Source organism: Roseivirga seohaensis (assembly GCF_001592945.1).
In the GTDB taxonomy this organism is placed as follows: Bacteria; Bacteroidota; Bacteroidia; order Cytophagales; family Cyclobacteriaceae; genus Roseivirga; species Roseivirga seohaensis.
Genome location: NZ_LRPB01000034.1, coordinates 147,500 through 166,657, shown reverse-complemented (window position 1 = coordinate 166,657; position 19,158 = coordinate 147,500). Strand labels below are relative to the sequence as shown.

Sequence of the window (19,158 nt, the reverse complement as noted above, 5' to 3'; positions counted from 1 at the left end):
GCCTAATGAAAGAACAACTGCCATTAGCACCCGAAGACATTAAGAGGCTGAGAAAGCACCTTATTCCCATGATGATATTTCCAATCATGGTGGTGGCGATGTTTGGCCTTTTTGCCTCCTTTGTTTTTAAAGATATTTTTGAAACTTTCGGTAACGACAGCAGCGGAAAAATTATGCTGGCTGTATTTGGCTTGTTCTTTTTCGGAATTATCGGTTATATGATATGGTCCGCTTCAGTCGACTTAAAAAGAGGTTTTAAATATAGAATTACAGGCAAAGTTACCGACAAACGCTTAAATGTAACCACATCAACCACCACAGGCAGTGGTGGTTCAAGAGGGGCAAGTGGAACTAGTACTAAGACAACCAGAAATTACTTTTTATACATAGATGGAGAGGAGTATTCTGTAGAGTATAAAGAGTATACGCGAACCAAAGTTGGTTCCCATGTGGTGCTAGACCAAGCTCCAAAATCTAAACTCACTTTAAAACTGACCGAAGAACAGCCAGCAGATTTCGATCAACAAGTAGCGGAAGAAAAGAAAACCGAGAATAGAAAGTTTTTAGAAAGCACAGTTCAAGAAGTTCGCCTTAGCGACCGCGACCTAGAGGCCATAAAGGGTATTTATACTGCCGAAAAGAATAGACGGTTTATGTTTATGGGGCCTGTGCTAATTTTTGACCTGATGTTAATTGCTAATGGTTTATGGACTTTCGTGTTGGTGATTTTTCCGCTTCTGCTGGTGCCTTTATATCAGTTTTATAGGGTGTTGAGAAGTTATATGAGGTATAACAACGCTAAGCTTTACGGATACAAAATAGGATACACAGCCTTGGTAGAAGATAAATTGACTTTTACTTCTAACCGTTCGGGCAATGTAAATAGAGTAGTTATCACCAGAGGTACTATTAATGTAAATACCCTTCTTTACGATAAGCTTTCCGTAGGCGATAAAGTTATTTTATTCGCTCCAAAGCAGGGTAAGCACTACTTAAGTTTGGTCACTTTAGACAAAGAAGAGTTTCATTTGGGATAAAGGGAATGGCTAATGATTTTCAAATCGTAAACTTAAAAACTCAATAATCCAAATGACCAATGCCTAATGACTATTGACCAATGTTACATTATTTACCCTATTTATTCCCGGCTTGAGTTTGAGTAACTTTGTGATGACTAAATACCATATTCCGATGAAGAACATGAAACAACTAAAGCAATCGACTCAATCAGTTTTTGGTGTGGCTATGCTCGTGTTGATGAGTTTCAATCTTTCGGCACAAGAAATTGTAGAGGGAGGACTTTTTCAGCATTACTACCGCATGAATAAGGAAAAGTTAGAAGAATTTACGGTGCTGAAAAGACTCTCTTGGTCGGCATTTAGTAAACTGGTCGACAATAATTATGTAAAGGTTGATGGAGAATATGCGGTTGTTAAGAAAAATAACAAGAAGTACGATGAGATTACCTTCACCTTAGATGGTAGAAAGCTTGTTACTTCTGGCAAACTTTTCATCGACAAAAACAAGACTTATGTCAATGGCCTCAAAAGACCTCGGCTTACAAATGTTACTATTCAACCTACCTCAGATATTCGCTATCAGAGCAATGGACAACTGTTTGCCAGCATAGACGATATCGAAGGTAGTATCATCAAACCATCGGGTAACCTCTACAACGAGGATGGAAGCGTTTTTTATAGTGAAGAGTTAGACGAAACAGGTAAGTACATCTACCGAACAGCGTCAAGGCCAAATGGCGAATACGAATTTATGTTGTACTCACCTAATGGTTCGGAAAGAGAGAAATCAGATGAATTTGGAGTTCATAGTCCAAATATGGTTTATCCGTATAATGTAGGTGGCACTCAGTATATCTCGCCAGAGGCAAAGGAAATTTCACTGCTCAATTTTGAGAATGGAGATAAGTATATCGGCTTCGCTACCGCAGGAACTTATGATACTTTCCGATCAGGGACTTTTACCGGCTATATGCCCACACTTTTTATGGAATATGGTAACGGAGGCGTATTTTTTCTAGAGCGACCATGGGCAGAGAATCCTTACCAATGGGCTTTGGTGGTAGATGGCGAAGTAGAAATGACTATTCCTGCCGATATATCTGAAAAGCCGCAAGTCGATAGTCTGCTGAATAACCTAGAGGTGAACATGTCCTACTATCCGTACCCCACCTATATGTTGGATGAGAAGGAGAAAAAGGATGCTATTTGGTGGCCAACCATGTCGGGGCACATGCTCAGTAAAGACACCGCCAATCTCAATGGTTACGGCATCAAGTTTCATACGACCGATTCTGCTTTTAGAGGCGATCATTCTTATCTGGAAGTGGGCACATTTCAAAACGGGAAACTGCATGGAATGGGGTATAGAGTGAACATTACCAGACTTTATAACAACAAATTTTCAAGCCGACCGAAAAACGAAACCGAAAACTATGATGCTTTTGCTGCTCGCGTAAAAGGGGCTGCTGGAGTTTTTAATAATGGTGAATTGGTAGATGGCCGCGTACTTGATATTGATAATGCCCGTAAAACCTATAAAAACGGTAACCGCTGGAAGCACATTCCGGTTGAAGGCTTTGCCTCTATTGGAAATGTGCCACTTAGCTTTAAAGGAAGTGTGTATTATGGTGATATGCCTTACACTGGCATAACTTCGGATAACCCCTATGTCTATGTGTCAGATATTCAGCGCATTATAAAGGTGTTGGAAATTGACACCACCAGAAAGGCCATCAAAGTAATGGGTGACTTTGACGAACCCGTTTGGCTAGACGAAAACTCAGGGCCGCTTTATTGGCTTTACTCCGCCAAAACAGCTACTACAAGCTTTTGTCCAAAAACGATTACGCGTAAAAAGTTTAAAGAGATTAATGTAAACAAGTCTATACCGCGCAATACCACGACAGTACGTAAGGTAGATGGGGCGATTGTGGACTATTACTACATCACTCGTAAAAGCGACCCGATAGAATATACCGTAAAACAAACAGTGTTAGACGGCTATGAAACCGTTACTTGCCCCATTTGCCATGGTGAAGGAATTGTGAGCATAAGCGCCAATAGTAGCCAGTATAAACAGCTTGTGTTTCATTGATAAAATAAAAAGTAGTCTTTAGTTGAGTCTCGGGTTTTACACCTGTTTAGTTGAAAAAGCAGCACTGTACGGTGCTACTTTTTTTAATTGTCTCAGGTATGATATATAGATATTTAAATTGACTAACTTTTCAATTAAATAAAAAGGTCCAAAAGGCACAGGCCTTGAAGGTTTGTGTTTTCTTCTCTTTTTTTAGAAAATGTTACCAACAGTACTATCTCAAAATCTTGTTCATATATATGTTGGATATTATTAGAATTCCCATAAGCATTAAAAGTAAAAACATAATAAAGATAGAATCCTTATGTTTGATATGTGCGATTAAAGCCGTTATTAAAAATAATCCAACACCTGCATAAGTCCATTCTTTAAGTTGAATAGGAGCAAATGGTAAGAGTAATACCACGGCAGCTATCAATTTTAAAATAGCTAATTCTATCCTGAAAAAATCAGGAAACCCTAAAGCTTTAATCCCTTGAATTGTGCTTTTACTGAATACATAACTATAAGAACTTAAGAAGAGGAATGCAGATATAATTACTGTTGAAGACCAATAAATAGCTTTCATACTATAAAAAACTATCAGTAATTTGTTTCACCAATTTGGTACCATCTGGGTCTGCTTTTGTTTTTAGCTCACAAAAATCTTCTGCCCATTTTGAGGTTCGGATTCTTAAAGGTGGATTTTCGTTTTGAGCAATGCCGAAAACAACTTCAGCTACTTCAAGGCCTGTTTGATATACTTGATCTTTACTTTCTGTAGCTCTTTTTTGATTGCCAGCCATGTATCTTTCGAATATTGGTAAATATTCACCTGTTGCAAATTGTCCATCAGTGGCTGTTTTTTCAATAGCAGAGGTCATAAACTCGGTAGCTATTCCACCAGGTTCAACACAAGTGATCTTAATATTAAAGGCATCGCTAACATAGGCTGCAAGTCCTTCCATAAAACCTTCTACGGCAAACTTTGCACCACAATATAATTCGTTAAAAGGTTGTCCTACTAAACCACCAACCGAGGTAATACTAATGATCTGACCAGATTTTTGTTTTCTCATATAAGGCAGTACGGCTTGGGTGCAGAACACAACTCCGTGATAATTAACGTCAGTAACCCATCTAATTTCTTCTTCAGAAGCCTGCTCTGTTGTTTTCGCAAATCCAGCACCTGCGTTGTTCACTAAAACATCTATTTTCCCATCTTTTTCTACAATAGTTTGTACGGCTGATTCTATTGAATCTATTTTAGTTACATCTAAAGGAAGTATTTCTATATTAAGATTGTCTTCCTTAATTGTCTGTTTAAGCTTTTCCGATTTTTCAATATTTCGCATTGTAGCGTAAACTTTGTAGTTGTTTTTAGCGAATAGAATAGCACTTTCAAATCCTACTCCTGTTGATGTTCCTGTGATTAATACATTTTTAGTCATAATTGATATTTGCTGGAACGAACGTTCATTCCATGTTATTGATAAATTTTTTTTATTCTTTGATAGCATCCCAAACCATTGTTACTTGATTTTTAAGGGAGGCTTGTTTTTTCTCTGTTTGATTAAAATACCATCTTAAATAGGATAGAATAGCACCACCTATAAACATTAAAATTTCTTCAATGTCAATGTTTTTGATAATGCGTTGTTGTTTTCCCAACATTAAAAGTTCAAAAACAGGAGTAATAGATTTCCGGCCTTCTTCTTTGCTATTTTCCGTTATAATAGGAGATGCTTGTAATTGCTCCATAAATCTGAAATAGTTAGGATTATTAATGAAGAAAGTAACAGCAATAGTAAAATAGTTTTCAAATTGAGTTTTGATTGGCTTATCCGATTCAAAATTCTCAAAGAGTAATTTTTCCTGTTTTTTTATATCTGTGTAAATTTCATTAATTAAAACTTCTTTATTTGGGAAATAGTTATAAATAGTTCCCATTCCAGTTTTTGCTGCTTTTCCAATAGCAGACATCGGAGTATTATGAACTCCTTTTTGTACCAGTAACTCGAGTGCTGAAGCTAATATGATTTGTTTCTTATTCACGTTGCAAATATACGTTAATTGGAATGATTATTCCAAAATTTTGACCATTATTTGAAGTCTTAGTGATTCTTAATAACAGCTAACGTTAGCTTTTGTGTTTTTTTCACGATGGTCCTTGCTACTCTATGGCTACCGCGACTTTTTGCTTTGTGAAAACTACAGAAGTCTAAAAAATACATGTGTGTTTTTTCTTCTCGGAAGAAAAGAATTTAAAAGAATAATTACAAGGGAGGGCAGTAATAAGTTGTCACATGCCTGAGTTTCAGTTCCAAACCCGATTAACTGATAACTAATACACCAATCACCAATTTTCCGAGCCAAGTGCAAGGCCGTGAGAGATGCTGAAACAAGTTCAGCAGGACGCTGTATGACTGGCTTTGAGCTAACCCCAACTTTTAATTATGAACCAAGAACTCGGAACTTTCTTCCTCTTTTCCGATTAACCGATAACTGATCCACCAATCACCAATTTTCCTAGTCAATGCCGTGAGAGATGCTGAAATAAATTCAGCAGGACGCTGTATGGCTGGCTTTGAGCTAACCCCAACTTTTAACCATGAACTATAAACTAGAAGCTTGCTTCCTCTTTTCCGATTAACTGATAACTGACCCACTAATCCCCCAATGACCAATGACCAATGACCAATATTACGTCAATTGCCCTATTGAATGCCGTAAGCAAGCAGCCTAAGTTTGATTTATAATTTAGATTAAAATAGGAGGTACATTATGAATAGAAAATTATGGTTGTTTATGCTAGTCGCGATGTTTGCTGGCTTAACACTCAAAGCGCAATCAGTTGGTGAGATTAAAGTGAAAAAATTAGGACCCGCTAACCTGAATTATCGCAAAAGCCCTAAACGAGTTGCCATTTCAGATTTTCAGGTAAACTATCAAACTGCACTTACTTTAGAAGATGAGAAAAAGGGCGGAAAAATGTGGAGAGGTGGAATTAAAGGAGACGCCAAAGCCTCACTTACCGTTGTGCTCGATGGTTTGAACCCAGATGATTTACAAAAACTTACTAACCAGTTATATGCTCAGTATGTTAATGATTTAAAAGCCCAGGGTTTTGAAATCGCTTCCATTGATGAAGTTTGGAACCACAATGCTTTTGTAAAAAACCGTGAGAAAAGGTGGGAGTTAAAGGCAGGTGAAGGACCCGAACAAGGCAAGGCCTTTGGTGTGATTCTTACTAGACCGTCTACGCAAAAGTTTGTTGTTCCTCTTAAAACATTCGATAAGAATAAGCCAGGTCTTGCCAGTTTGGCCGATTATGTAGAAGGTACCGAAAACAAAGTGGTTAACCAGAAACGTGACTTTATTTGGAACAAAGTAGTGATTGAGGTTACTGTTTTTGAAGATGGGCAAGGCGAGATGTCTAAAACGCTAAACAGACATGCAGGTTCGGCTCAGGTAAAAGTCGAAACCAATTTTAAGGTAAACGAAGCCAGCACAAACCGATTTGATATGGGGACTTTCATGGCCAGAGGCGGAGTGGAAATTCAGGATGTTTTGGAAAGACAAAAGTTTGAGGCAGGTATGAATGCCGACAGAGATAAATTAGGAACAGATTATGGTGTTTTGAGAGTATGGAGTGTTGAAGATAGAGAGAAAACCAATTTTGCTACCGTGGTTTGCGATCCTTCTAAATACTTAAAAGGTGCTGAAATGGCAGTAGACGCATTCTTAAAATCTACTGTTCAGGAAATGGCCGCTAAAGCCAATTAAGAATACTTTTTATGGTGATGTGCAAAAGCTCGTTGGGTTCCCGGTTTATTCAGAACTCGCGAGCTTTGCCTTTCGGGTTTCAATTGGCACTACTTACTTTTCTTTCTTTTTGTATGATTCTGTTTTTTCTTTAAGAAAGTTTTAAGAAAGTTGTTCAGGCCTGCTTCAAACTAAAACTTATTAATAATCTAATTAGGTTTGATCTTATTAAAGACTTGATCAGATGATGAGTAAAAAAATATTTGAAATACTTTAAAGCCTAACTCTACCAATTAAAATTCTTCTCTATTTTTATTACATGCGTTCATTTCATAAACTTCGTTTTCTAATAGTCATTTCGCTGTTACTATTAGCTAGTGTCTGTTTAAAGGCACAGAATACACCTCAATCGGTTATCGATGCCCTTAAAGATTCACTCTCACTGAAGAGTGGAAAAGAGCGAATTGAGTTTTTAGGAGATATCGGTTTTAAGTACCGAACCATTAATAAAGACAGTGCATGGCATTACGTTCGCCAAGCCTATAAAGAAGCAGAGGCTTTTGGAGACAAAGACCTTCAAGGTAGAATATCAATGAATTTGGCCATTCTGAAAACCGAGGCCGGAGATTACGAGGATGCCATCAAGTCTTATAAACTCGCCATGAATTTGGTAGACTCTACCAATGGTTCGCAAACGCTGAGTTTTGTATATCACAATATGGCCAATGCCTATGAACGCACTGGCGTTATAGATACCGCAATTTACTATTCCTTAAAGGCGCTTAGACGTTATGAAATCGCCAATGATTCGCAAAGAATTGCATCGGTAAAGCTGAACATTGCCAGCCAATATCGAACAATTAAAGAGTATGAGTTGTCGGAAAAAGTGAATATGGAATCGTTGGAAATGTACCGTGCTTTGGGCGATGTATTCTTTCAGGCCGCAATTGAAAACAATTTAGCTTTGCTCAATAATGATCAGGAACGATACGAAGAAGCACTTCAGCATGCAAAAAAGTCACTCGAATTATGGCAATCTATTGGGCAAAGGTTAGTAGTAGCTTACAGTTATACCAATTTAGGTATTGCGCAAAAAGGACTGGGCCAACTAAATGAGTCAGAGCAATCTCTTAAAAATGCCTTGGCACTTCAGCAAGAAAGAGGAGATAGGTACGAGGTAATATTCTTGAAAATGCACTTGGCTGATGTATTAAATAAAAGGGGAAATTATACCGAAGCGGCAAACTTAGCTAAAGATGCTTATCAAGGAGCTGTGGATGACGACTTGCTTATCTTTCAACAAAAAACAGCACTTACGCTTTCAAGCATTTATGAAAATAAACGCAATTATCAAGAGGCATTGATTTATTTAAAAAAGAGTAATGCGGCTCAGGATAGCCTATTTATAACAGATAAGGCCAAAGAAGTTTTAAAGCTTAAGCAGCAATACGAAACAGAACAAAAGGAAAACGAAATCCTTCGTCAACAAAATGAACTGGTTGAAAACGAACTGATTATTAAAAAGCGAAACAACCTGCTTTTGGCTAGCGGTGGCTTGGTTATACTTATTCTTGTGATAGGTTATGGGGTTTTTAGAGATCAGAAGTTGAAAGCACAAGCGCAAAGGCGAGAGGCCGAACTGCAAAAGGCAATGGTAGAAGCGCAAGCACAAGAAAATTTAAAGGAACAACGTATTCGTATTGCCCGCGATTTACACGATAATATAGGGTCTCAACTTACTTATATTACCTCAATTACAGATACCGCAAAGCGCAATATAGATAAAGGAGAGGTGTTTATGGCCGAAAAACTAACCCAAATGAAGCAGTTTACCTTGGTAACCATTGCTGAATTGCGCGATACCATTTGGGCGATGAATAAAGACGAAATCAGTTTAGAAGACATTCAGGAGCGTACAAACCAATTGGCGGCCACCATTCATGATGCCACCGATGATGCCATTAGCGTACGCACATTTGGCGATAATAGCGATAAAGTGCTGAATGCTTTTGTGGGTATGAACCTTTTTAGAATTATTCAAGAATCTATTAATAATGCCGTAAAACACTCAGGAACTAGTGAAGTGGTGGTGTCTTTTAAAGAAGTTGGAAGTAAGGTTGAAATCCTGATTGAAGATTTCGGAAAAGGCTTTGACACTAAAGCAGAATCTGCTGGAAACGGACTTTATATTATGAAAAGTAGAGCGGAAAAAGCCGGGATTGAATATAAGCTTAGCAGTAAAGTAGGAGAGGGAACAAAAGTAGAATTGACTGTGGAAGCCTAAAATGTAGAAATTAAGACAGTTAGAATTATGAAATTAAGATTGGCTATAGTAGATGACAATACCTTTTTAGCGAGGGCGATTAATGAGAAACTGTCTCCGTATAGTGATTTAGATATTAAGTACACCGTACACAACGGAAGTGAATTTCTGGCCAAATTGGAGAAGAATCATAACCTTGATTTGGTATTGATGGACATTGAAATGCCCGTGCTCGATGGTATTGAAACCGTTAATATTGTCAAGCAGAAATACCCACATATCAAGGTGCTTATGCTCACCGTTTTCGATAATGATGAGAACATTTTCAATGCCATTCGTGTAGGGGCAGATGGCTATTTGCTCAAGGAAATTGAAGGAGATAAACTTCATAAAGCCATTATAGAAACCATTGAAGGAGGGGCAGCCATGAGCCCATCCATTGCGGTAAAAACCTTGAAACTGCTTCGTTATCCCGAAAAACAAGATTCACTCCGAATAGAAGAAGATATTGTAGACTTAAGTACACGCGAACAAGAAGTGTTGGAGCAGTTGGCAGAAGGCCTTAGCTATACTGTAATTGCCAATAACCTATTCCTTTCGCCCAGTACAGTAAGAAAGCACATCGAAAATATCTACAAAAAGCTACAAGTGCATAATAAGCTAGAGGCCGTTCAAAAGGCCAGAAGACAGAGTTTGATATAGAAAACTTAAAGCCGAAAATTTTCTTATCGATTAAGGCTTTTGTTACTTTAGAAGCAGATATAAAGTAATCCAAAATGAGCGGTAAAGTGGTTGATAATTCTAGAAGAAAATTTCTTAAAAACAGTGGTTTAGTTACGCTGTCTACCTTTTTACCGCTTTCAATCTATGCCTGTCAACCAGGCAAGACTTCTAAAATCAGATTTGGCCTTACTACCGATTCACACTATGCGGACAGAAATCATTCTGGTACTCGCTATTATCGCGATTCTATTGCGAAAATGAATGAGTTTGTGGAGGTAATGAACCGCGAAAAAGTCGATTTCGTAGCGCATTTAGGCGACTTCAAAGATGAAGACCTAAATCAGGAAGAAGCGGATACGCTACGCTATTTAGAAACGCTAGAGAATGCTTATGCAAAATTTGATGGGCCGCGTTTTCACTGTGTAGGCAACCATGATGTAGACAGCATAAGGAAAGAACAGTTCCTAAGTCATATAGAAAACACGGGCATTGATAAGTCGAAGAGTTATTATTCTTTCGATAAAGAAGGTTTCCATTTTGTGGTGTTGGATGCGAATTACCATGCTGATGGGAGAGACCAGTTTTACAAAGAAGGAGCCGATTGGCAGGATGCAAATATTCCCGAAGTGGAGTTCAATTGGCTCAAGCAAGATTTAGAAGAAAACGATTTACCTACGATTGTTTTCTGTCATCATCCGCTTTATGAATTCAATAAAGAAGGCGCTAAGTTTCATGTCAACGATTACCAGAGGTTTCAGCAATTGTTCGAAGCCTCAGGCAAAGTGTTGGCCGTATTCCATGGTCATGTTCATGCAGAAGAGCACACTCAAATCAATGGAATCCATTATGTCACCCAGTTAGGAATGGTAGATTACGAAGGCTTGGAAAACAACAGCTTTGCCATTGTTGAGATTGATGACCAAGCCATTCATATCAAAGGCTATAAAAGAGTAAGCAACCTGACGCTGGAGGTTTAAGATTATCGGTGACTTTGGTGGTGATTGATGATTAAATCCTAAGAACCGCCAGTTAGATAGTTCAAGGACAGAGTCCTTTTTAAATAGATGTTCACAGGTTTGGAAAACCCTTGAATATGGGAAAGCGTGAAAAGATGCTTACAGCATGACTTAGCTTTGGGTGTTGTGCCAATGCCATTTCTGTATTGGGTAAGCTGGCTAGAAAGTCACCCTGTAAGGGTCTTTATCAGAAACACAGATAGAAACACTAAACTGAGAAGGATGCCGAGATTTACCGAATTAAATACCCCAAAATGCCATGTGCATAATTAAGTGTTGAAGGTCAAGCAAAGCGAAAACGCTTGCTTTCTTTCCCTGAGGTACGAAGGGTCTAAAGTTTTATTGTTATCTGTGAATTTTATAATGATTGATGATTAAACCCTAAGAATCATCAACTGGATAGTTCAAGGGCAGAGTCCTTTTTAAATAGATGTTCACAGGTTCGGAGAACCTGCGACAGTAGATACTCAAACGGTACGTCCAGAATACGGTACTGTACGGCTCGCTTATACTCCAAATACTAACCTGACTTAAGTCAGGTTATTCATTGACTCCTATCATTAGGCGAGCAGAATAATCAAGGTACATTTGTTTTAAATAAAATAGACATGAAGAAGATTTTATCCCTGTTTTTACTCTGTTTTCTAGCACTTAGTTGCTCAGAAAAACTATATGTAACCTCCGACCAAGAAAAGGACATTGACTTTACTCAGTATGAAAGTTTTGCATGGGCAGAAGGTCAAGAAAAACCTGATAAATCGAATCCAATGTTTGATAATGAGCTCAATCGTAAGCGAATTATGGAGGCGGTAGAAGCTGAAATGGAGATACTCGGCATTAAGAAAAAAACAGGAACTCCTGATTTAATACTTGATTTTCATATTGTAATAGACCAGAAAATAAGCTCTCTGACTCATAACGATTACCCCTACGATGTGAAATATTGGTCAGAATATCAGGCAGAATCTTATACGTTTAACCAAGGTAGTATCGTGATTCATATGGTAGATAATCAAAAAGAGCTTTTGGTTTGGCAGGGCATTGGCAGTAAAACCCTTAATGATGTTCCGCCTAAAGACGCAGAAGAAAGAATCAAAAAAGGAGTAAAAGCTATTATGGCAAAATTCCCTACAGCGAAAAAATAATTAACTCTATTCTAAAAATGCCCTTGTTGATTTTGATCAGCAAGGGCGTTTTTGTCACAAATCATTTAGCTCTTACACCCGATTTTTTTAACAGTAGTAAAGCGAGCTGATTTTAATCTTTGAACTTATAGGTACTTACATAGTCATTGACTTGCCCATTGTATAACTCTATGTGAGTAATCTTCTTCACTGGATACCCCTTTTTATGATATTGGTAAGTGTAGGTGTTCGTGCTAGATACTTCACCCTTGTTGTTTTTTATTAACATTTGCCCTGGGTTATTCTCACTCAACTTTATAAGTGGATTAAAGGGATTGATTGAAAACATGTTTTCTCCATTGACTCTATCATCATACCCGCTATACGAGAAAGTAGTAATGAGCTGTGGTTCATCTTCGTTGGGGGTATAATAATAAAGACGATGTTCGGTTAAATTGCCTTTTGAATCATAATCGTAACTATCACCACTTACCGGAATTACCCCACCTTCCTCTGGGATATCTTGAAAGGTAACAGATTTGGAAAGTTTTCCTTCTTCATTGTATTCAAACGTATGGATTTGATTATGTCTTGAATAAACATATTCATCCGTTCTTACAATCTTGTCATCATCGTAGGTATAAACCATTCTCCAACCATTGTCAACATGAGATTCTGTTAATACACCTTCATCATTGTAGAAGTAAATTTGAGTAGATTCACCCCAGCTTTCATCTGAATATTTAGAAACCATGTAAATTCTGATCAACCTATACTGGCTATCAAAATAAAGTGTTCGACTATAATTTAGCTCCGAATAGGTTTCTGGTAATAAACGCTTGTCGGGTACCGCACTGTCATCTGATGAGCAGGATGAAATGAAGGCTAGCGTAAATAAAAGCATAAGCCTAAATGACCATTTAGTGGTATGCATAAAAATTAAATTTTGAGTTTTCGACCTGTTAATTCTTGAAAAATAAACTAACAATGATCCCTAGACCCAAAATCGAAATACAAGGTTGGAGAGGGGAGAAAATATTTTGGAAAGGTGCTTATAAGGCCAAGGCCTTTTACGTAGCGAAGAAATTGAGGTAAGCAGAATATAATGCTTTCATACTTTACGCAGTGATAGACCCTTCGTTTCTCTCAGGGAAAGAAACAGACGGATGACTGACATAATTAACTAAATCGGCAAGTTCATCCCCTTATACACAGAGATTCCAGTGATCCTGAAAACTGACTAAGCCTCCTTTTCTCCTGAGTGCAGCAAAGAAACTAATAACACATCTTCGGATTTTTTGTAATGAGGCTACATCAAGGCAATAGAAAAATATTCATTTTACTTCACTTCAATAGAGTCCTCTATTTGAATCTCTTGAACTACTCCGCCTTGCATTGTAGTTATAATACCTCTTATTATTTTAGTGCCTTTAGATTTTGGTGTGTAGTCAAATAGAGCATTTGTCTCAGAATTAATATGTTCTTCAATTTCTTTGGTTTCTTGATCTATTATATCAAACTCTACAAGATTCTTTAGGGTAGATAACCCTACGGATAGATAGACTCTTCCGCGTGTAGTTTTTCCCTTTTGTAGACCATTTGAACCAAAATTCACTTGGGCAAAGGCCATGTCTGATAGTAAAAAATAATCCATTAACATTTGGCTCGTCTTTGCTATCAGTATATTCTCTTTAACAAACAATGATTCAGGGTCTGTAACTTTTGAATCAAAAAAGGTTAAATCCTTGCTTAAGGAAGGGTTTAATTTTCGAGCCTGTTCTACAACCAAACTCAATTGGTTCTTATAATCGCTATAATCACCATAAATGATAGCTACTTTACCTAATTCTCGTGCTTTTTTCAGTGCTTCGATTGGCTCCCTAACAAAATCAATATGGCCAGTGACTTGTTGTTTGTTTAATAGGTAATCTAGTGCTTGTTGGTTTGTAATATCTAGAAGCGATAAGGATTTACTTGCTGAATCATTTTGACATGAGAAAGCGAATAAACAAATGACAATCAGAGAGAGTGTTTTCTTAATCATAGTTTTATTGTTTAAATAACCGCCTCCCACAACACCTCCACCGGATGTTTGGCTATTCTACTCGTGCCATCTTTGATTTGATGACGGCAACTGGTGCCAGCAGCAGCAATAATGACTTCTTTAGGTTGCTGGCGCACGGTAGGGAAGAGCACCAATTCGCCAATTTTCATAGACACCTCATAATGCTCCTTTTCATAACCAAACGAACCTGCCATACCACAACAGCCCGAAGCAATCATATGTACGGTAAAATTCTTGGGCAACGAAAGCATTTTCTTGGTGGGCACCATAGACGAAAGCGACTTCTGGTGACAATGTCCGTGTACTTTAATGAGCTTAGTTTCCGTATTGAACTGAGCAGAAGTAATATTTCCTTTATCAATTTCTTGGGCCAAAAACTCTTCAATGGTAAACACATGTGCCGAAAGTGCTTTTGCTTTTTCCTGCATTTCGCCCCGCGTTAGGCTGATGTATTCATCTCTAAAGGTCAGAATAGCGGAGGGCTCAACGCCAATTAAGGGTGCATTAACATCGATCAGCACACTGAATTGCTGAACGTTCTGTTCTGCCAAAACTTTAGCTTCGTCTAACAAACCTTTAGAAAGCTGAGGACGACCAGAATCGGCATGAGGAACAAATAGGACTTCATAGCCTAGCTTGTCCAACAGCAAGACAGTGGTTTTTCCAATTTCAGCATCATTGTAATTGGTAAACTCATCACAAAAGAAATAGACTTTACGATTTGAGGTTCTCGGCTTAAATTCCTTTTTCAACCACTGGGCCAAAGGCTGCTTGGCCAAAGCGGGCATGCTTCGTTCTTTCGCAAAGCCCGCAATCGACTTAGCTATATTTCCCGTTAGGCGATTTCCAAACACTAAATTATAAGCCCAAGGCGCTTTACTGGCCAGTTTCATGCTTTTAGAAAAGTGCGCAATCTGTTTGGTGCGGAAAGGAATTCCGTTGCTTTTGTGGTACTGATGCTGCCATTCTCCTTTTAGCTTGGCCATGTCTACATTAGAAGGACATTCTGAAGAGCAACCTTTGCACGACAGGCATAAGTCCATCACTTCCTTAATCTCTGGATTATCGAAAGGATTGGCCTCTGTAGAATGCGTAAGGATTTCACGCAAAATATTGGCCCTGGCACGGGTAGTGTCCTTTTCATCGCGGGTGGCCATATAACTCGGACACATTGTTCCGCCACTCAGTTCTGTTTTTCGGCAGTCGCCCGAACCGTTACATAATTCAGCGGAGCGCAAAATGCCTTCATGTTCCGAAAAGTCGAAAACGGTGTCAAATTCAGGCGTGACCTGATTTTTTTCGTAGCGCAAGAAAGTGTCCATCGGAGGAGTGTCCACAATCTTATTAGGGTTGAAAATATTTTCAGGATCCCAAATGCGCTTCATTTGCTTTACCAGTTGGTAATTATGCTCACCAATCATCTGAGGCAGAAACTCACCGCGCAAACGCCCGTCACCGTGTTCGCCAGAAAGCGATCCTTTGTATTTCTTTACCAAAGTGGCAATTTCTTCGGCAATGGTGCGGAAGAGTCTTTGGCCTTCTTCTGTCTTTAAATTTAGAATAGGGCGCAAGTGCAATTCTCCCGAACCTGCATGTGCATAATGCACGGCAAACAGGCCATACTTCTCAAGAATTTGGTTGAATTCACGAATGTAGGCGGGCAAATCTTTAACATCTACTGCGGTATCTTCAATTACAGGTGCAGGCTTGGCATCGCCTGGAATATTAGACAACAGTCCTAAACCTGCTTTTCGTAAATCCCAAACGAGTTTAATTTCATCACCTTTTACTACAGGGTAGGCATAGCCATGGCCAGTAGTCTTCAGCTCTTCAATAAGCGCCAATACTTTGGCATCGGCTTCTTCCGCTGTTTCTCCATTAAGTTCCACCACTAAAATGGCCTGCGGGTCGCCCTGAACAAAGAAGCGATTGGCCTTGTACATGGCGTTTCGCTTGGTGGCTTCTAAAATATAATGGTCCATCAACTCACAAGCCGATGGTGCATATTTTAGCGCCACCAAATTCGCCCGAAGGGAATCATCAATAGTTTCGGAATGAATACAGACCAAACGTTTGTGATTGGGTGGGAGTGGAGTGAGCTTTAGTTTGGCTTGGGTAACAAAACATAAGGTGCCTTCTGATCCCGCTATTAAGCTGCTAAGATTAAAGGGGCTACCGTTTTCGGTAAATGGCTGCTGACGCAAAAGCATATCGAGCGCATAACCGTTATTTCTTCTGGGTACATCTGGTTTTGGGAAACCATCAATAATCTCCTTTTGGTTAATGGGTTGCTGCAACATTTCGAGTGTTTCAGCATAGATTTTACCCTGAAGCGATTTCTGCTGCTGTAACTCATTTACCTCCACAGGGCCAAAATGGGCTTCACTACCATCGGCTAAAATGGTTTTCACTTCAAGTAAATGCTCTCTTGTACTTCCGTATACCACCGAATTTGACCCGCATGAATTGTTGCCAATCATTCCGCCAATCATGGCGCGATTGGCGGTGGAGGTTTCTGGTGCGAAAAAGACCCCATATTGTGCTAAGTGTTTGTTCAGGTCGTCCCGAACAATTCCGGGTTCTACCCATACATAACCTTCTTCGGTATTTACTTCTAACACCTTGCCGTAGTGTTTTGAAAGGTCTACTACAATACCATTGCCTACTACTTGGCCTGCCAATGAGGTGCCAGCAGTTCTTGGAATCAGCCCTGTTTTATTTTCCCGAGCAAAATTAACTAGGGTGATAAGGTCTTTCTGGCCTTTAGGAACAGCTACTGCTAAGGGAAGCTCACGGTAAGCAGAAGCATCAGTAGCGTAAAGTTTCCGTGTAGTGGTATCGGTAAATAATTCGCCTTGAAGAGCAGATTGAAGGACATTCCAGTTCATAAACGCAAATTAATTGATTCGCTTAGAACTGAGCCGTTTGTTTGAAGGAATTAATTGAGGCTATCAACTTATTTTTTCCGTGGCTAAACAATTGCATTACACTTTAGTTTCAACCCTATAATCCTTGATTTTGCCAACTCAACTCAAATATCTCACATCAGAAACGCCCATTGAAGAAAGGATAGCAATGCTATTGGCTGACCGCGATAGAACGGCTGTTCGGCTTATATACCAAAACTATTCGCCCATTTTACTTAATGTAATTTTAAGAATAGTAAAGTATGAGGATGTCGCCAAAGATGTACTTCAAGACGCTTTATTAAAAATTTGGCGTAATTCTACTAATTTCGATGCTTCAAAGGGAAGTTTGTTTACTTGGTTAGTCAGAGTTTGCCGAAACGCTGCTATAGACAAGACACGATCTAAAGATTTTAAGCAAAGGCAAAAATCTGAACAATCGGTTGACCTCGTATTTGTTTCGGAAACGTTTGGGAACGAATCTGAGGTAAATGATGAATCGGTCAGAGAATTAATGTTTCAACTTCCTGAAAAACAGCGTACGCTTATTAGTATGTCGTTTTTTGAGGGATACAGCCATCCAGAAATTTCTGAACGACTAAGTATTCCTTTAGGAACAGTGAAAACGCGCATTAGAATGGCGCTACAACATTTAAGGTCAGTAGTAGAATGAATATTCAAGAGTACATAGCATCAGGTATTTTGGAGTCTTATTGGGCAGGTGAGCTCAGTGATGAGGAAATGCAGAAAGTAGATGCAATGGCAGTTCGTTATCCAGAAATAGCGGCTGAACTCGATGAATTGAGGAATATACTTATCAATTTGGCCAATAGCCAAGCGGGTGCTGAAGATTTGGCCGTACTTGATTTTGTAACGAGTACCATTCGTGACGAGGAAAAGGAAGCTTTTTTAAGGGTCATTGAAGAACCCGAAACTCAAATAAAGAAAATTACAGTAATTCCTAGATGGATAACCGCGGCAGCTGTTTTGTTGTTTTTGAGCATTGCATTCAATGTTTATTTCTTTTTAAGAATGCAAAGCGCAAAAGACGATGTGCGTAGAATTGCTGCTGAAAATTCAAAAATGGCTTATAAAATTGAGTCTACTCAACAAGAATTAGACTATGCCGAATTACGTGTAGCTCATTTTTTGAATGATGATAATATACATGTGCGATTGGATGGTTCTGAACTCTCGCCAAAATCATTTGCTAATGTTTTCTGGAATAAGAACACCAATGCTGTATTTATTAGTGTAGATAATTTACCTGAGCCACCAAAAGGACATCAATATCAGCTTTGGGCTATCAAACCTGGGCAAGCTCCAATCGATGCCGGAATTTTTGACCATAACCAGTTGGTGCAAGAATTAAAAGTGATCAAAGGAGAGGTGCAAGCTTTTGCCATTACGCTCGAAGAAGAGGGAGGTACACCTGTTGCTACCGTAGATCAAACCTATGCCAGAGGTTTTTTGAAAAAAAGTTAGGGATCAAAAATCTATAGCCACCTCATTGGTCGTAGTTAGAGTGAATTTAAACTAAAACACTTTCAAATCATTCTAATTATGAAAACTCAAAAATTAAGAAATCTAATTTTAGGTACAGTTGTAGCTTTATTTGCTACTATCAATGTTGCCAAAGCGCAATCTAAAGACATCGTTGATTTAGCAGTAGGGAACGACAACCTAAAAACCCTAGTAGCCGCTGTTAAAGCTGCTGGCTTGGTTGAGACTTTGAAAAGCACTGGTCCTTTCACTGTTTTTGCCCCAACCGATGCCGCATTTGCCGCTTTGCCTGCCGGAACGCTAGATATGTTACTAAAGCCAGAAAACAAGGATAAGCTAGTAGCAGTGTTAACCTACCACGTTGTTTCGGGTAAAGTAATGTCAACCGACCTTTCTAATGGTCAGGAAGCAGCTACCGTACAAGGAGAGAAAGTTAAAGTGATGATGGCCAATGGTAAAGTAATGATTAGTGGGGTTACTGTTGTGGCGGCCGATGTGAAAGCTAGCAACGGAGTAGTGCATGTGATTGATAAAGTGATTTTGCCTCCGAGCATGATGAAATAGTTCATCGTTCATTTTGGTTATGTTGTTGGGCCCTCGATGAAAATCGAGGGCTTTTTTTGCAAATGGGAGTAGCGACTTGTGAGTGGGCTTAACGATTAGTATTAAACGGAGGGAGCTAAAACCCTCGTAACAGGCT

Annotated in this window: 16 protein-coding genes; 10 read left to right on the top strand and 6 right to left on the bottom strand. The window is 38.9% G+C overall.

The window, feature by feature from the left end; translation table 11 throughout:
• Nucleotides 1-5 precede the first annotated feature (5 nt).
• Both AWW67_RS10820 and AWW67_RS10815 read left to right on the top strand, forming a co-directional pair.
• Complete coding sequence (locus AWW67_RS10820; protein ID WP_062301733.1) at nt 6-1,037, top strand: hypothetical protein; 1,032 nt, start codon at nt 6-8, stop codon at nt 1,035-1,037.
• Between the two features lie 154 nt (nt 1,038-1,191).
• Nucleotides 1,192-3,114 (top strand): hypothetical protein, encoded by a 1,923-nt coding sequence (locus tag AWW67_RS10815; RefSeq protein ID WP_062301732.1) that lies wholly within the window; start codon nt 1,192-1,194, stop codon nt 3,112-3,114.
• A gap of 214 nt (nt 3,115-3,328) precedes the next feature.
• Here AWW67_RS10815 and AWW67_RS10810 read toward each other — a convergent pair whose 3' ends face one another.
• The 3 genes from AWW67_RS10810 to AWW67_RS10800 are packed head-to-tail and all read right to left on the bottom strand — an operon-like array spanning nt 3,329 to nt 5,148.
• Nucleotides 3,329-3,682 carry a DoxX family protein gene (locus AWW67_RS10810; protein WP_062301731.1) on the bottom strand — a complete coding sequence of 118 codons (354 nt, stop codon included), beginning with the start codon at nt 3,680-3,682 and terminating at the stop codon, nt 3,329-3,331.
• Nucleotide 3,683: 1 nt separating this feature from the next.
• Nucleotides 3,684-4,544, bottom strand: a complete 861-nt coding sequence (locus AWW67_RS10805) for an SDR family oxidoreductase (protein WP_062301729.1) — start codon at nt 4,542-4,544, stop codon at nt 3,684-3,686.
• 52 nt (nt 4,545-4,596) lie between these two features.
• Nucleotides 4,597-5,148, bottom strand: coding sequence for a TetR/AcrR family transcriptional regulator (locus AWW67_RS10800; protein ID WP_062301728.1), 552 nt, complete (start codon nt 5,146-5,148; stop codon nt 4,597-4,599).
• A 729-nt stretch (nt 5,149-5,877) separates the two neighbouring features.
• On the opposite strand from AWW67_RS10800, the gene AWW67_RS10795 reads away from it, so the two are divergent.
• From AWW67_RS10795 to AWW67_RS10775, 5 genes are all read left to right on the top strand, one after another.
• On the top strand, nt 5,878-6,879 hold the full coding sequence (locus AWW67_RS10795; RefSeq protein ID WP_062301727.1) for a hypothetical protein: 1,002 nt from the start codon (nt 5,878-5,880) through the stop codon (nt 6,877-6,879).
• Between the two features lie 298 nt (nt 6,880-7,177).
• The gene (locus tag AWW67_RS10790; RefSeq protein WP_062301725.1) at nt 7,178-9,142 is read left to right on the top strand and encodes a tetratricopeptide repeat-containing sensor histidine kinase; all 1,965 of its coding nucleotides are present in this window, start codon (nt 7,178-7,180) and stop codon (nt 9,140-9,142) included.
• A gap of 27 nt (nt 9,143-9,169) precedes the next feature.
• A complete protein-coding gene (locus AWW67_RS10785) occupies nt 9,170-9,823 on the top strand; it encodes a response regulator (RefSeq protein ID WP_053224421.1) in 654 nt (217 codons plus the stop codon).
• Between the two features lie 74 nt (nt 9,824-9,897).
• Complete coding sequence (locus AWW67_RS10780; RefSeq protein ID WP_062301724.1) at nt 9,898-10,821, top strand: metallophosphoesterase family protein; 924 nt, start codon at nt 9,898-9,900, stop codon at nt 10,819-10,821.
• A 647-nt stretch (nt 10,822-11,468) separates the two neighbouring features.
• On the top strand, nt 11,469-12,005 hold the full coding sequence (locus tag AWW67_RS10775) for a DUF4136 domain-containing protein (protein ID WP_062301723.1): 537 nt from the start codon (nt 11,469-11,471) through the stop codon (nt 12,003-12,005).
• A gap of 112 nt (nt 12,006-12,117) precedes the next feature.
• Here AWW67_RS10775 and AWW67_RS10770 read toward each other — a convergent pair whose 3' ends face one another.
• From AWW67_RS10770 to AWW67_RS10760, 3 genes are all read right to left on the bottom strand, one after another.
• Entirely contained in the window at nt 12,118-12,918 is an 801-nt protein-coding gene (locus AWW67_RS10770; protein ID WP_141655437.1) for a hypothetical protein, read from the bottom strand.
• A 405-nt stretch (nt 12,919-13,323) separates the two neighbouring features.
• Nucleotides 13,324-14,028, bottom strand: coding sequence for a hypothetical protein (locus tag AWW67_RS10765; RefSeq protein WP_062301720.1), 705 nt, complete (start codon nt 14,026-14,028; stop codon nt 13,324-13,326).
• Between the two features lie 11 nt (nt 14,029-14,039).
• Nucleotides 14,040-16,937: an FAD-binding and (Fe-S)-binding domain-containing protein gene (locus AWW67_RS10760; protein ID WP_062301719.1), complete on the bottom strand. Its 2,898-nt coding sequence runs from the start codon at nt 16,935-16,937 to the stop codon at nt 14,040-14,042.
• Nucleotides 16,938-17,067: 130 nt separating this feature from the next.
• Between AWW67_RS10760 and AWW67_RS10755 the strand changes: the two genes are divergently transcribed.
• The 3 genes from AWW67_RS10755 to AWW67_RS10745 all read left to right on the top strand — a co-directional run bounded on the left by AWW67_RS10755 (nt 17,068) and on the right by AWW67_RS10745 (nt 19,022).
• Entirely contained in the window at nt 17,068-17,628 is a 561-nt protein-coding gene (locus tag AWW67_RS10755) for an RNA polymerase sigma factor (protein ID WP_141655436.1), read from the top strand.
• A complete protein-coding gene (locus AWW67_RS10750; protein ID WP_062301717.1) occupies nt 17,625-18,440 on the top strand; it encodes an anti-sigma factor in 816 nt (271 codons plus the stop codon). The genes AWW67_RS10755 and AWW67_RS10750 overlap by 4 nt, the downstream gene beginning before the upstream one ends.
• Before the next feature lie 78 nt (nt 18,441-18,518).
• Nucleotides 18,519-19,022, top strand: coding sequence for a fasciclin domain-containing protein (locus AWW67_RS10745; RefSeq protein ID WP_062301716.1), 504 nt, complete (start codon nt 18,519-18,521; stop codon nt 19,020-19,022).
• Nucleotides 19,023-19,158: the final 136 nt, after the last annotated feature.

Excerpts from the sequence above, each read along its gene's own strand:
- AWW67_RS10820 (WP_062301733.1), top strand. The coding sequence starts at position 6 with ATGAAAGAACAACTGCCATTAGCACCCGAAGACATTAAGAGGCTGAGA.
- AWW67_RS10815 (WP_062301732.1), top strand. The coding sequence starts at position 1,192 with ATGAAGAACATGAAACAACTAAAGCAATCGACTCAATCAGTTTTTGGT.
- AWW67_RS10810 (WP_062301731.1), bottom strand. The coding sequence starts at position 3,682 with ATGAAAGCTATTTATTGGTCTTCAACAGTAATTATATCTGCATTCCTC.
- AWW67_RS10805 (WP_062301729.1), bottom strand. The coding sequence starts at position 4,544 with ATGACTAAAAATGTATTAATCACAGGAACATCAACAGGAGTAGGATTT.
- AWW67_RS10795 (WP_062301727.1), top strand. The coding sequence starts at position 5,878 with ATGAATAGAAAATTATGGTTGTTTATGCTAGTCGCGATGTTTGCTGGC.
- AWW67_RS10790 (WP_062301725.1), top strand. The coding sequence starts at position 7,178 with ATGCGTTCATTTCATAAACTTCGTTTTCTAATAGTCATTTCGCTGTTA.
- AWW67_RS10785 (WP_053224421.1), top strand. The coding sequence starts at position 9,170 with ATGAAATTAAGATTGGCTATAGTAGATGACAATACCTTTTTAGCGAGG.
- AWW67_RS10780 (WP_062301724.1), top strand. The coding sequence starts at position 9,898 with ATGAGCGGTAAAGTGGTTGATAATTCTAGAAGAAAATTTCTTAAAAAC.
- AWW67_RS10775 (WP_062301723.1), top strand. The coding sequence starts at position 11,469 with ATGAAGAAGATTTTATCCCTGTTTTTACTCTGTTTTCTAGCACTTAGT.
- AWW67_RS10770 (WP_141655437.1), bottom strand. The coding sequence starts at position 12,918 with ATGCATACCACTAAATGGTCATTTAGGCTTATGCTTTTATTTACGCTA.
- AWW67_RS10765 (WP_062301720.1), bottom strand. The coding sequence starts at position 14,028 with ATGATTAAGAAAACACTCTCTCTGATTGTCATTTGTTTATTCGCTTTC.
- AWW67_RS10760 (WP_062301719.1), bottom strand. The coding sequence starts at position 16,937 with ATGAACTGGAATGTCCTTCAATCTGCTCTTCAAGGCGAATTATTTACC.
- AWW67_RS10750 (WP_062301717.1), top strand. The coding sequence starts at position 17,625 with ATGAATATTCAAGAGTACATAGCATCAGGTATTTTGGAGTCTTATTGG.
- AWW67_RS10745 (WP_062301716.1), top strand. The coding sequence starts at position 18,519 with ATGAAAACTCAAAAATTAAGAAATCTAATTTTAGGTACAGTTGTAGCT.